Raw genomic sequence first — 11,949 nt, forward strand, 5'->3', positions numbered from 1 at the left:
CTGCTCGAGATGACTATCGAGCGGAGTATCGAGGCGCCTGGCACCGCCGTCGTCGCCGAAACGTCCGTCAACGAAGTGACCTCTCCTCGCTCACCTCATGCCGCCGTTGCCTGACCAGGCTATCCCGCCATCAGCGCTGCACCGGCGTTCAACTGTCTGCCCATCTGATTCTGCTCACCTTAAGGTACCGGGCATAGCCTGAGACAGGCGCACTCGAATTTTTCACGCCTTTCCTGCCGGCGTTGGGTGTGATCTCGATTCGTGGTTTATGTTTTCGGTATGAAACGCCCGCCTTGAATGCGATGAGATACCACATTTATGCAAATCATCAGGCAAGGGGTGCATCAGCCACTCCAGCAGAAGGAAGCACGATCATGAAGCAACCCCTATTTCGCCGGAGCGTGTTGGCAGCCATGCTCGCCCTCAGCACGGGATTGGCTGCCTGCAAAGAGGAGCCGCCTTCCGTCGCGCAAAGTGTTCAGCCCAACGCGGTCTCGGCCGCCAGCACCAGTGCAGCGGTCGCACCGCAAGGGCAGCCCGTTAACGCGCAAGCATCGAAATATACCCCAGAGGCGCTTGAGACCTTGCTTGCACCCGTAGCGCTCTACCCGGATGCGTTATTGGCTCAGGTGCTGGCCAGCGCCACCAATCCGCAAGAGGTGCTCGATGCCGGCAACTGGCTGGTCGCCCACCCCAATCTCAAGGGGAAGGAGCTGACAGCCGCCATTGCGCCGCTGGGCTTTACGCCGCCAACCATGTCGCTGATGCACTTCCCGACCGTCATGGACATGATGTGCTTGAAGATGGAGTGGACGACCGAGCTGGGCAGTGCCTTCCTGGCCGATGAGCCGGGCGTTCTGGCTGCCGTTCAGCGCCTGCGCCAGCAAGCGATGGAGGTGGGCAACCTGAAAGACTCCGAGCAGATGGACGTCGCCAAAGATGAACAGAACAATCAGCAGATCGTCACCATTGCCCCTGCCAACCCTGACGTCATTTATGCCCCGCAATACGACCCAACCGCCGTCTATAGCGCGCCGGCTGCCGGGCCGGCACCGGTGACCACAGAGAGCACGACAACGACCGTGCCTGCGACAACGACCACGACAGTGGTGGAGCATGACGATCACGACCATGACAGCGATGACGATGATGAATATGACCGCGATGATATGGTCCTGACGGGCTTGCTCGCCTTTGGTGCGGGCATGCTGGTCAACGAAGTCTTCAACGACGATGACTATGAGGACGACTATCACCCCTATTACCCTAGGTGGGGAGCAGGTTATCCCAGCGGTTACGTCCCCTATCGTTACAACCCCAACTATGGCAACGGTTTTCGTCCCACCAGTGGCTACAACCGTCCGGTCAACTATCAGCGGGGCTCCAACAACAATATTTATATCAACGCCAAGGGAGACGATTACTTCAACAAGTTTGAGCGCGGCCCCAACAACTACCTGCGCCAGGCCGACAGCCCCATCACGGCGGCGCGCCCCAACCGCCCTGAGCTGGCGACCCTGGCACAGCGCCCACTGAATAACGCGGCAGGGGCGGTCCAACGAGATGCAGCACCCAAGGGGACTTATGCGGGGGCCGATCGCCAGCCTAAAGGCGAATACGCCGGCGCACCGCGCGCGGTCAACGAGGTGAACAGGGAGACTCGCGCAACCGCCCCGAAGGGAACCTATGCGGGGGCCAACCGCCAACTCAACAGCGAAAGTGCCAAGGTGACGCGCGACGCTAGACAGGCGAACAGGGAGGCGAATGTGGCCCAGCGCACGCCACGCCAGGGCGACTACGCAGGAGACAGGGTCAAGCGGCAGCAAATCACACCACAGACCGCTGGAGCCCGTGATCGCGGCTATGTCCAACCACGCACCACTCACACCAAGAGTGCGACACAGACGGCGACGCGCAGAGCCCCTGTGGCCTCGGCCTCAACCTCAAGGAGTGCCTTCCAAGGGGTACAGAACTCGGGCAGAACCGAGCGCGCCGCCAGCCAACGTGGCCGCGAAAGCGTGGCCAGTAGCGCGCGTACAGGGCGCACCACTCAACCCAGACGGAGTACGCGATGATGAAGCGTTTGTTGAAATGGAGTTGGGCCCCCTCATGGGGTTTGGCCCTGTTCGCCCTGACCGTTGCCTGCGACGCAAGCGCCATGGAGCAGCGCACCTTCGCGACTCCGGATGAGGCGGTGCAGGCCCTGATCACGGCCCTGGAGCAGAACGACGTCGCCGCACTGACGCTGTTGCTCGGTGAAAATAGTGAGGAGGCCATCACTTCGGGGGATGAGGTGGCCGATGCCAATGATCGCTCTGCCTTCGTCGCGAGCTTCAAGAGCAAGCACCAACTGGTGGCCGAAGGCAGGGATAAAATGATCCTGGTCGTGGGGGAGTCGGATTGGCCACTGCCCATCCCCCTCGTGGCCGAAAATGGCAAGTGGTATCTCGATGGCGCCGCCGGAGCCAAAGAGATCGTCTATCGCCGCATCGGTCGCAATGAGCTGGGGGCCATTGCGGTGTGCCGTGGCTTTATCGACGCACAGCTGGAGTACGCCGCCCTGGGGCATGATGGCCAGCCTGCGGGACTCTTTGCGGCAAAACTGCGTAGTGATCCAGGACAGCACAATGGGCTCTATTGGCCCGTTGGCGAGGGTGAACCAGCCAGCCCGGCCGGAGAGGAGGTCGTCCGTGCCGCGGCCGAGGGCTACAGGGCCGTGGTTGGTCAACGCACCCCCTATCATGGCTACTACTACCGTATCCTGTATGCCCAGGGAGCCGCTGCCAATGGGGGGCAGAAAGAGTACTTTGTCGAAGGGCAGTTAAGAGACGGTGTCGCCCTGCTCGCCTGGCCTGCCGATTATGCCACCAGCGGGGTAATGACCTTCATGGTGAATCACGAGGGACGGGTCTATCAAAAGGATCTCGGGGCCGATACGGCCACCGCCGTCGAGGCGATCCAGCTGTTCGATCCCGACAAGAGCTGGTCGCTGGTGGTTAGCGCTGAGGGGGATTAGGGCACTTTATCTACCCTAGGATCTTGGCAGCTAACATGGGCCGAGAGCAGCGTCATGGAGATCACAGGAGATGACGCGGGCCGGTCGGTCCCTCGCTGACCCACCCGATGCTTGGGAGCAGAATGAAGATCGATTGGGTAAGCATATGCTTTCATTTCATGGCCTTACTCTCTTGATTGAGGCCAGGAAGCCTAGGTGGCACAACCAGCCCTCTGGGCTTGCATCCCCAATGAGACATAAAAAAACGGCGACCCCAGGTCGCCGTTTTGCATGGAGCCGAAGCCGGGGATCAGTCGCCCAGCAGCACGGAGTCCAGCGCGATTTCGATCATGTCGTTGAAGGTCAGCTGACGCTCTTCGGAGGTGGTCTGCTCACCAGTACGGATATGGTCGGAGACGGTGCAGATGGTCAGCGCCTTGGCACCGTACTCGGCGGCCACGCCATAGATACCGGCGGCTTCCATCTCGACACCCAGGATGCCGTATTTTTCCATGACGTCGAACATGGAGGGATCCGGGGTGTAGAACAGGTCGGCGGAGAAGATGTTGCCCACGCGCACGGCCACGCCCTTGTTCTTGGCGGCTTGCACGGCATTGGCCACCAGATCGAAGTCGGCGATGGCGGCGAAGTCGTGATCCTTGAAGCGCAGACGGTTCACCTTGGAGTCGGTGCAGGCGCCCATGCCGATCACCACGTCACGCAGTTTCACGTCTTCACGCACGGCACCGCAGGAGCCCACGCGGATCAGGGTCTTCACGCCGTAGTCGGTGATCAGCTCTTTTGCGTAGATGGAGCAGGACGGGATGCCCATGCCATGGCCCATGACGGAGATGCGACGGCCCTTGTAGGTGCCGGTGAAACCGAACATGTTACGCACGTCGCACACCTGCTCGACGTTCTCCAGGAAGGTCTCGGCGATGTACTTGGCACGCAGGGGGTCGCCCGGCATCAGCACGGTATCAGCAAAGGCGCCATCTTTCGCATTGATATGAGGAGTTGCCATTCTCTTTATTCCTTCACACTAGGTTGAGTTTTATTGTCTTTATTGGGTTGCCCGCCACCTCGCGGCGACGGGCCGGTACATTACAGGAAACAGATCCCCTTTGCCTCCGGGACAGGTCCGCCCCGGGTCGGCATTACAGGAAGCTGGTGCCGTATTGCAGCTTGGGCAGACCATGGTAGGCCGCGATGCTCTGGCCGATGTCGGCAAAGGTCTCGCGACGACCGACGGAGCCCGCCTTGACCGGCTTGCCGTAGAACAGCACAGGGATGTATTCGCGGGTGTGATCGGTGCCGCTCCAGGTCGGATCGCAGCCGTGGTCGGCGGTCAGCACCACCACGTCGCCATCCTGCATCAGCGCGAACAGCTCGGGCAGACGGGAGTCGAAGTACTCCAGCGCATCGGCGTAGCCCTTCACGTCACGGCGGTGACCGTAGGAGGAGTCGAAGTCCACGAAGTTGGTGAAGACGATGGTGTTGTCACCGGCGGCCTTCACCTCTTCCAGGGTCCTGTCCCACAGCTCGGTCAGGCCGGTGCCCTTCACCTGCTTGGTGATGCCCTGCTGGGCATAGATGTCGGCGATCTTGCCGATGGAAACCACCTGGCCGCCCGCCTCCTTCATGTAGTCCAGCACGGTCGGCGCCGGCGGCAGCACGGAGTAGTCGTGGCGGTTGCCGGTGCGCTTGAAGTTGCCCTTGCCGCTGCCCACGAACGGACGCGCGATGACGCGGCCGATGTTGTAGGGCTCCAGCAGCTCGCGCACTATGTGGCACAGCTCATAGAGCTTCTCGAGGCCGTAGGTCTCTTCGTGGCAGGCGATCTGGAACACGGAGTCGGCAGAGGTGTAGAGGATCGGCTTGCCGGTGCGCATGTGCTCTTCGCCCAGATCATCCAACACCTGGGTGCCGGAGGCGTGGCAGTTGCCGAGGTAACCCGGCAGGCCGGCCTTCTCGACGATGGCGTCCAGCAGCTCCTGCGGGAAGCTGTTGTGGTGATCGTGGAAATAGCCCCACTCGAACAACACGGGCACGCCGGCGATCTCCCAGTGACCGGACGGGGTGTCCTTGCCGGAGGATAGCTCCTGGGCAAAGCCGTAGGCGCCGATCACCTCGACATCCTTCTTCAACCCGGCCGGGAAGATGCCGCTCGCGAGTTCACCCGCGTGACCCAGACCCAGCTTGTTGAGGTTCGGCAGATTGAGAGGGCCGCGGCCCTCGATCTCACCGGAGGCGCAGGCCTTGGCGATATGGCCAAGGGTGTTGGCGCCCACATCACCGAACTTGTCGGCATCGGCGGCGGCGCCGATACCGAAAGAGTCCATCATCAGAATAAAGGTACGTTTCATGGGACTTCCCCTTGTTACAAATCAGCCAGACCGATGCGACGGTAAACCTCGGGCAGCGCCTGGGGTCGGGTGTCGCCGATCTTGACGGCAGCCTGCACCATGCGGGCTGCCTCGGCAAATTGAGCCTCTGTCTGAGCGTGGATCAGAGCGAGCGGCTTGTCAGCCTCGACGCTCTGACCCAGGCGGATAAAGTCGGTCAGACCGACGGCGTAGTCGAGCTTGTCACCGGCGGCGCGGCGACCACCGCCCATGGCGACCACGGCCAGGCCCAGTTCGCGGGTATCCATGGCGGTCACGAAACCGCTGCTGGCGGCATAGACGGGGCGCACTATGGCGGCCTTGGGCAGATAGCTGTCGTGGCGCTCCATGAAGTCGGCGGGGCCACCGAGGCCGGTCACCATGCGACCAAAGATCTCGGCGGCCTTGCCGTTGTCCAGCACCGCCTGCAGCTTGGCACGGGCCTCCGCATCGCTCTGGGCCAGGCCGGCGGAGATCAGCATCTCGGCGCACAGGGCCAGGGTCACTTCGTGGATGCGCGGGTTGCGGTATTCACCGGTCAGGTAGCGCACCGCTTCGCGCACTTCCACCGCGTTGCCGGCGCTGGAGGCCAGCACCTGGTTCATGTCGGTGAGCAGTGCCGAGGTGCGGCAGCCGGCGCCGTTGGCCACGGCCACGATACTCTTGGCCAGCTCTTCGGAAGCCTCAAACGTCGGCATAAAGGCGCCGGAGCCCACTTTCACGTCCATCACCAGCGCTTCCAGGCCGGAGGCGAGCTTCTTGGAGAGGATGGAGCCGGTGATCATGGCGATGGATTCGACGGTGGCCGTGATGTCGCGCACCGCATAGATGCGCTTGTCGGCCGGGGCGAGATCGCCGGTCTGGCCTATGATGGCCACGCCGGCCTCTTTCACCACCTTCAGGAAGCGATCGTTGTCCACCGAGGTCTGGTAGCCGGGGATGGCGTCCAGCTTGTCCAGGGTGCCGCCGGTGTGGCCCAGGCCACGGCCGGAGATCATCGGCACGAAGCCACCGCAGGCGGCGACCATGGGGCCCAGCATCAGGGAGACGACGTCACCCACCCCGCCGGTGGAGTGCTTGTCGACGATGGGGCCGCCGAGGTTCAGGTGGTCCCATGTCAGCACCATGCCGGAGTCGCGCATGGCGCAGGTCAGGGCGACCCGCTCATCCATGGTCATGTCCTTGAAGTAGACCGCCATGGCGAGCGCCGCGATCTGGCCTTCGCCGATGCTGTTGTTGGTAATGCCCTGGACGAAGAATTGAATCTCTTGGGTACTGAGCGCTTCACCGTTGCGCTTCTTTCGAATGATCTCTTGAGGCAAAAACATCTTTCATTCCCTCCGTGCGTCACGCACGAACACAGACCGAAGATCCGAAGAGGGGGCGGCGCACCACCCCCTGCCGTCGCTTAGTAACCGCTGGTATTGGCCGGCTTGTCGCCGTGACCCAGGGTCGCCAGCAGACTGGCCAGCAGGCTGGAGGCACCGAAACGGAAGGTACGGGCGGATACCCAGTCCTTGCCCAGGATCTCTTCGGCCATGGCGAGGTACTCACCGGCCACGGCGGCGTCCTTCACGCCACCCGCCGGCTTGGAGCCGACTTTCGGATCCTTGGCCTTGATCACTTCCATCATGATGCGGGCCGCTTCCGGGGTCGCGTTCACCGGTACCTTGCCGGTGGAGGTCTTGATGAAGTCGGCACCGGCGTCGATGGCGATCTCGGAGGCGCGGCGGATCAGCGCTTCTTCTTTCAGCTCGCCGGTCTCGATGATCACCTTCAGCAGCACCTTGGCGCCACAGGCTTCCTTACAAGCTTTAACCAGATCGAAACCGACCTGTTCATTGCCAGCCATGAAGGCACGGTAGGGGAAGACCACGTCCACTTCGTCGGCACCGTAAGCGACGGCGGCACGGGTCTCGGCCACGGCGATCTCGATGTCGTCGTTGCCGTGGGGGAAGTTGGTCACGGTCGCTATGCGCACGTCGGCGGCGCCGATCTCACGCAGGGTCTTGCGCGCGATGGGGATGAAACGGGGATAGATGCAGACGGCGGCGGTGAGGCCGGCCGGGGACTTGGCCTTGCGGCACAGATCGATCACCTTCTGATCGGTGTCGTCATCGTTCAGGGTGGTCAGGTCCATCAGGTTCAGGGCACGTTGGGCGGCCAGTTTCAGATCAGTCATGCTATGTCTCCAAAGTCTTGATAAGCCCCATCACCCGCAAACGGCCGTCACCGCACACTGAGGGTCGGCAAGAGACGCTCCCGGAGCAACGGGATATGGAATTGCAGCGCAAATGCACAGGCAATACGGCTGCAAATAAGGCAAGAGCCCTGTCACTTTCTTACAAAAGTGCGGACTTGGTTCCATGAAGACTTGAGAAAGGCAGACAAGGTCTGACCCGACTTCCCAATCAATTCCATTTGACCGCCAACACCCGAATTCATCGGGCATTAGTCAATGCCAGCACCCTGCTGGCATCGCCTATTTCAGCCGAGATACCCCGTGTTTGCAAGCCGGATTTGCCAATTTCAGAGGTACCTCACACCCGGCAAATCCAGCACTGTAAGGTGCTTTAGGAGAAGAAGCGGGTCAGGATCCAGGAGTAGGCAATCCCCCCCAGATACACCCCCACAATCCCCATTACCCCGGACAGTACGGGAGGCGCCGGGATCGGCAACTTGAGGAAAGAAAACAACACCCCAACGATAAAGCCGGCCGCCATTGCCAGTAGCACTTCATTCATAGAACCTCCGATTTGACTCATTTTATTATTAGTCTAGAAAGGAAAACGGTTGTCACCGCTCCAAACGAGAACGCCACAGCAAGTCGCTGTGGCGTTCGTCTTTACCCTCACGGTCAGGCAGTATTACATGCCGGACAGCGCCAGGAAGAAGCCTGCGATGGTGGCAGACATCAGGTTGGACAGAGAACCTGCCAGCACGGCCTTCAGACCGAACTTGGCGATGGTGCCGCGACGGTTCGGTGCCATGGAGCCCAGACCACCCAGCAGGATGGCGACGGAGGACAGGTTGGCGAAGCCGCACAGGGCGAAGGAGATGATGGCCTTGGTGTGCTCGGACATGGCCACGCCGTTGATCAGCACTTCATCCTTCAGGTAGGGGGCGAAGTTCAGGTAGGCCACGAACTCGTTCACCACCAGCTTCTGACCGATGAAGGAGCCGGCAACCACGGCTTCGCTCCAGGGCACGCCGATCAGGAAGGCCAGCGGGGAGAACAGCCAGCCCAGCAGCAGTTCCAGGGAGAGCTGCGGATAGCCGAACCAGCCACCCACGCCGGAGAAGATGCCGTTGATCATGGCGATGAGGCCGATGAAGGCCAGCAGCATGGCGCCGACGTTCAGAGCCAGTTGCAGACCTGCGGAAGCACCGGCGGCGGCGGCATCGATCACGTTGGCCGGCTTGTCGTCCAGCTCGCCCTCGGCGGTATTCTCGTCGTAGCTGGGGGTCTCGGTTTCCGGTACCAGCAGCTTGGCGAACAGCAGACCACCCGGGGCGGCCATGAAGGAGGCGGCAATCAGGTATTCCATCTTGACGCCCATGGAGGCGTAACCAGCCAGCACGGAACCGGCCACGGACGCCAGGCCACCACACATGACGGCGAACAGCTCGGAGTCGGTCATCTTGGAGATGAAGGGACGTACCACCAGCGGGGCTTCAGTCTGGCCGACGAAGATGTTGGCAGTGGCGGACAGGGATTCGGTACGGGAGGTGCCCAGTACTTTCTGCAGGCCACCACCCAGCAGTTTGATGACCCACTGCATGATGCCGAGGTAATAGAGCACGGCGATCAGGGAGGAGAAGAAGATGATGACCGGCAGCACGCGGAAGGCGAAGATGAAGCCGCCACCACCGAACACTTCGAACATCTTGTTGCCGACCAGACCACCGAACAGGAATTCGATGCCGTTCTGACCATAACCGATGACGCTGGAAACGGCATCGGATACGCCCACCAGGATGTCGCGGCCAACCGGGACGTACAGCACGAAGGCACCCAGGCCGGCTTGGATTGCAAAGGCACCGGCGACGGTACGCACTCTTATTGCTTTGCGATTACTGGAAAATAGCACCGCGATAAGGACGAGCGTTGCCATCCCTACCAGACCCATTATCAGATTCATTATTCAGACTTCCTCTTTAGTAGCACCAGCCAGCTTGTTAACGATTTGTGTATTAAAGCCGCTAATCAAGGGTGCGCATTATACTAATTACGGTGCGACAAAATAGAATACTGGTCACATTTTATAAGCCAGAAACGGGCTGAACATCGTTTAATTAGACCGAAAACGATTTTTATGGACGCTGTTTTTTATCACATCGGCATCAATCGTTAACAAAATGCTGCATTTTCATTTTCCCAGTGGGAAAAGTTGCCAGGTGGATTCATGTAACACCGAAATAACATCCTCCAGCGGCTGCTGGCGCAATTGTGCCAGCATGTCGGCGATCACCGGCAGGCTCCCCGGGGTATTGATCTCCCCCTGTCGCCCCTGCAACGGCATGTCGGGGGCATCGGTTTCCAGCACCAGGGCTTCCAGCGGCATGGCTCTGATCGCCTCCCGGGTCTTGTTGGCCCGCTCATAGCTGATGACGCCCCCTATCCCCAGCCTGAACCCCAGCTGCCAGAACGCCTCTGCCTGGTGCTGAGATCCGCTGAAGGCGTGGATGACACCCCCTCTCGCCGGCTTGAAGCGCCGCAGTATCTTGGCGACGGTGTCATTGGCCCGCACCGAGTGGACGATGAGGGGCAGATCGTAAGCCATGGCCAGCCTTACTTGCGCCTCGAACATCTCGATCTGCCCCTCCTGGGACACCTGGGTGCGCAGATCCAGCCCGCACTCCCCGACCGCCACCAGCCCAGGGGGCCGGCTCGCCAGCAGGGACTCCAGCCTGGCCAGCACCCCCTCCGTCTGGGCCCCCACATACCAGGGATGGATCCCCAGCCCATAGCGGATCTCGTCGTAGCGCTCGGCCAGCGTCCTGATCCGTCCCCAGTTCTCCTCTCCCACGGCGGGGATGATATACTCGCCCACGCCCAACTGGCGCCACTGGACCAGCAGGGCATCCCGCTCGGCATCGAAGACGGGAAAGTCCAGGTGGCAGTGGGTGTCTATCAGTTCCATATCGCGCCTATCCGTTTGTCGTACTCACTGGGTTCATCTCATGTCAACACGCGTTTCCCGCGGCTTTACCCTGCTAGAACTGGTGCTGGTCATCGTCGTGCTGGGGATCCTGGCCGTCACCGCCCTGCCCCGTTTCATCAACATCCAGGACGATGCGCTCAAGAGCAGCGTCTCGGCGACGGCGGGCAGTTTTGTCAGCGCCGTGCAGCTCGCCCACGCTGGCTGGGCGGTCAAGGTGAAGGGGGAGCCGCTGGCACTCTACAACTTTAGCGGCATGGGCAAGCAGGATCTCGACATCAACCGCCATGGCTGGCCGGTGGGGACCAAGGAGGATCAGGGGGGTCAGGGCCCCGATGCAATCTTCCCCGGTGGCGACAGCGATCAGATCTCCGTCAGCAGCCGGGACGATTGCGAGAGCCTGTTCGGCGCCCTGCTCGACACCGACCTGACGGCAGCCGATGAACGCCATACAGATTCAAAAAGCGACTATATCTCACGGCTGATCCCGGCCAATGATCAACTCGAAGGCAATCTGCGCCACGACAACTGCCGCTATATCCTGCGCGACTCCATCGGCCGCTTTCCGGCGTATCCGGAGGGGCTCTCGTTCGACTACAACAGCGTCACCGGCGCCGTGACGCGCAATTATCATTGAGGGCGTCGTCGCGCGTTTCTGGCGCATCCTCGTCTTCGTCATGGCGCACCGGCGCGCAACAGCGCCGGTTCTCCGGGGTGAGTCCCCACTCCTGGCACCAGGCGTCGTAGCGGGCGAGCCAGCGTAACAAGATACCTTTCATCAGCGCGTTCCTCCCTTCATCAAGCCGTCGGACACTCTGTCGCCTCCCCCTCCAGGTCAGCCAAGTCATTGCGCTCCGGGCGACAGCAGCAACCCCATGCTGATCTCGTCCACGTAGCCATCGTCCAGCCGATAGGCCTGTCGCCGCAACCCCTCGTCCCGGAAGCCGCACTTGCGATAGAGGGCGTGGGCCACCTCGTTGTGGGCCATCACCCCCAACTCCAACCGCTGGATCCCGAGCTCGCCGGCGGCCGCAATCAGGGTGCGCAGTAACCGCTCACCCCATCCCAGCCCGCGAACACTCGACCGCAGCCCCATCACCACCAGGGCGCAGTGGCGGTTGCGCGCCAGGCCGCCGCCGATGAGCGCGGCAAACCCTTGCACCTCCCCGGCCAGCACCAGCAGCCACATGGCCTGATTGGGGGCCGCCGCCATGGCCTCGAGCCGCTGGCGCTGCCCCTCGATATCCGAGGGGCGCTCCCCCGCCTCATAGAGCATGAAGCGGGTCTCCCGATCCAGTTGCCCAAAGAAGTGATCCAGCGCCGCCGCATCCTCCACACTCGCCAGACGAATCATCACCCCCGATCTCCCTGCCTGGTGGTTGCGCCGATCCACGGCCATAAAAAAACG

11 protein-coding genes are annotated in these 11,949 nt (G+C 61.5%); 3 read left to right on the plus strand and 8 right to left on the minus strand.

Annotated elements, in window-relative coordinates; genetic code table 11:
* Positions 1 to 374: 374 nt before the first annotated feature.
* Together AB5Y72_RS01245 and AB5Y72_RS01250 are read left to right on the plus strand one after the other, a co-directional pair.
* Positions 375 to 2,075 (plus strand): DUF3300 domain-containing protein, encoded by a 1,701-nt coding sequence (locus tag AB5Y72_RS01245; RefSeq protein WP_368198456.1) that lies wholly within the window; start codon positions 375 to 377, stop codon positions 2,073 to 2,075.
* Complete coding sequence (locus tag AB5Y72_RS01250) at positions 2,072 to 3,016, plus strand: DUF2950 domain-containing protein (protein ID WP_325783248.1); 945 nt, start codon at positions 2,072 to 2,074, stop codon at positions 3,014 to 3,016. Before AB5Y72_RS01245 ends, AB5Y72_RS01250 begins: the two co-directional genes overlap by 4 nt.
* A gap of 289 nt (positions 3,017 to 3,305) precedes the next feature.
* Here AB5Y72_RS01250 and deoD read toward each other — a convergent pair whose 3' ends face one another.
* The 7 genes from deoD to AB5Y72_RS01285 form a co-directional block, all read right to left on the minus strand.
* Positions 3,306 to 4,019, minus strand: coding sequence for a purine-nucleoside phosphorylase (deoD, locus tag AB5Y72_RS01255; protein WP_039039949.1), 714 nt, complete (start codon positions 4,017 to 4,019; stop codon positions 3,306 to 3,308).
* 133 nt (positions 4,020 to 4,152) lie between these two features.
* Positions 4,153 to 5,361 carry a phosphopentomutase gene (locus AB5Y72_RS01260; protein WP_318162076.1) on the minus strand — a complete coding sequence of 403 codons (1,209 nt, stop codon included), beginning with the start codon at positions 5,359 to 5,361 and terminating at the stop codon, positions 4,153 to 4,155.
* 14 nt (positions 5,362 to 5,375) lie between these two features.
* Positions 5,376 to 6,707: a thymidine phosphorylase gene (deoA, locus tag AB5Y72_RS01265; RefSeq protein WP_368198457.1), complete on the minus strand. Its 1,332-nt coding sequence runs from the start codon at positions 6,705 to 6,707 to the stop codon at positions 5,376 to 5,378.
* An 80-nt stretch (positions 6,708 to 6,787) separates the two neighbouring features.
* The gene (gene deoC, locus AB5Y72_RS01270; protein WP_368198459.1) at positions 6,788 to 7,561 is read right to left on the minus strand and encodes a deoxyribose-phosphate aldolase; all 774 of its coding nucleotides are present in this window, start codon (positions 7,559 to 7,561) and stop codon (positions 6,788 to 6,790) included.
* 391 nt (positions 7,562 to 7,952) lie between these two features.
* Positions 7,953 to 8,123, minus strand: a complete 171-nt coding sequence (locus AB5Y72_RS01275; RefSeq protein WP_010673027.1) for a XapX domain-containing protein — start codon at positions 8,121 to 8,123, stop codon at positions 7,953 to 7,955.
* Positions 8,124 to 8,246: 123 nt separating this feature from the next.
* A complete protein-coding gene (locus tag AB5Y72_RS01280; RefSeq protein WP_209793664.1) occupies positions 8,247 to 9,521 on the minus strand; it encodes a NupC/NupG family nucleoside CNT transporter in 1,275 nt (424 codons plus the stop codon).
* A gap of 228 nt (positions 9,522 to 9,749) precedes the next feature.
* The gene (locus AB5Y72_RS01285; RefSeq protein ID WP_368198460.1) at positions 9,750 to 10,523 is read right to left on the minus strand and encodes a TatD family hydrolase; all 774 of its coding nucleotides are present in this window, start codon (positions 10,521 to 10,523) and stop codon (positions 9,750 to 9,752) included.
* A 40-nt stretch (positions 10,524 to 10,563) separates the two neighbouring features.
* Between AB5Y72_RS01285 and tppF the strand changes: the two genes are divergently transcribed.
* Positions 10,564 to 11,178, plus strand: a complete 615-nt coding sequence (gene tppF / locus AB5Y72_RS01290; RefSeq protein WP_368198461.1) for a type IVa pilus pseudopilin TppF — start codon at positions 10,564 to 10,566, stop codon at positions 11,176 to 11,178.
* Positions 11,179 to 11,385: 207 nt separating this feature from the next.
* Here the strand turns inward: tppF and AB5Y72_RS01295 are convergent, their stop codons facing one another.
* On the minus strand, positions 11,386 to 11,895 hold the full coding sequence (locus AB5Y72_RS01295) for an N-acetyltransferase family protein (protein WP_368198484.1): 510 nt from the start codon (positions 11,893 to 11,895) through the stop codon (positions 11,386 to 11,388).
* Positions 11,896 to 11,949: the final 54 nt, after the last annotated feature.

Origin of the sequence: Aeromonas sp. R7-4 (assembly GCF_040908055.1) — a bacterium.
GTDB lineage: Bacteria > Pseudomonadota > Gammaproteobacteria > Enterobacterales > Aeromonadaceae > Aeromonas > Aeromonas sanarellii.

Coding starts and splice junctions, on each gene's coding strand:
- tppF (WP_368198461.1), top strand. CDS start 10,564: ATGTCAACACGCGTTTCCCGCGGCTTTACCCTGCTAGAACTGGTGCTG.
- AB5Y72_RS01245 (WP_368198456.1), top strand. CDS start 375: ATGAAGCAACCCCTATTTCGCCGGAGCGTGTTGGCAGCCATGCTCGCC.
- AB5Y72_RS01285 (WP_368198460.1), bottom strand. CDS start 10,523: ATGGAACTGATAGACACCCACTGCCACCTGGACTTTCCCGTCTTCGAT.
- AB5Y72_RS01280 (WP_209793664.1), bottom strand. CDS start 9,521: ATGAATCTGATAATGGGTCTGGTAGGGATGGCAACGCTCGTCCTTATC.
- deoA (WP_368198457.1), bottom strand. CDS start 6,707: ATGTTTTTGCCTCAAGAGATCATTCGAAAGAAGCGCAACGGTGAAGCG.
- AB5Y72_RS01250 (WP_325783248.1), top strand. CDS start 2,072: ATGATGAAGCGTTTGTTGAAATGGAGTTGGGCCCCCTCATGGGGTTTG.
- AB5Y72_RS01275 (WP_010673027.1), bottom strand. CDS start 8,123: ATGAATGAAGTGCTACTGGCAATGGCGGCCGGCTTTATCGTTGGGGTG.
- deoD (WP_039039949.1), bottom strand. CDS start 4,019: ATGGCAACTCCTCATATCAATGCGAAAGATGGCGCCTTTGCTGATACC.
- AB5Y72_RS01295 (WP_368198484.1), bottom strand. CDS start 11,895: ATGATTCGTCTGGCGAGTGTGGAGGATGCGGCGGCGCTGGATCACTTC.
- deoC (WP_368198459.1), bottom strand. CDS start 7,561: ATGACTGATCTGAAACTGGCCGCCCAACGTGCCCTGAACCTGATGGAC.
- AB5Y72_RS01260 (WP_318162076.1), bottom strand. CDS start 5,361: ATGAAACGTACCTTTATTCTGATGATGGACTCTTTCGGTATCGGCGCC.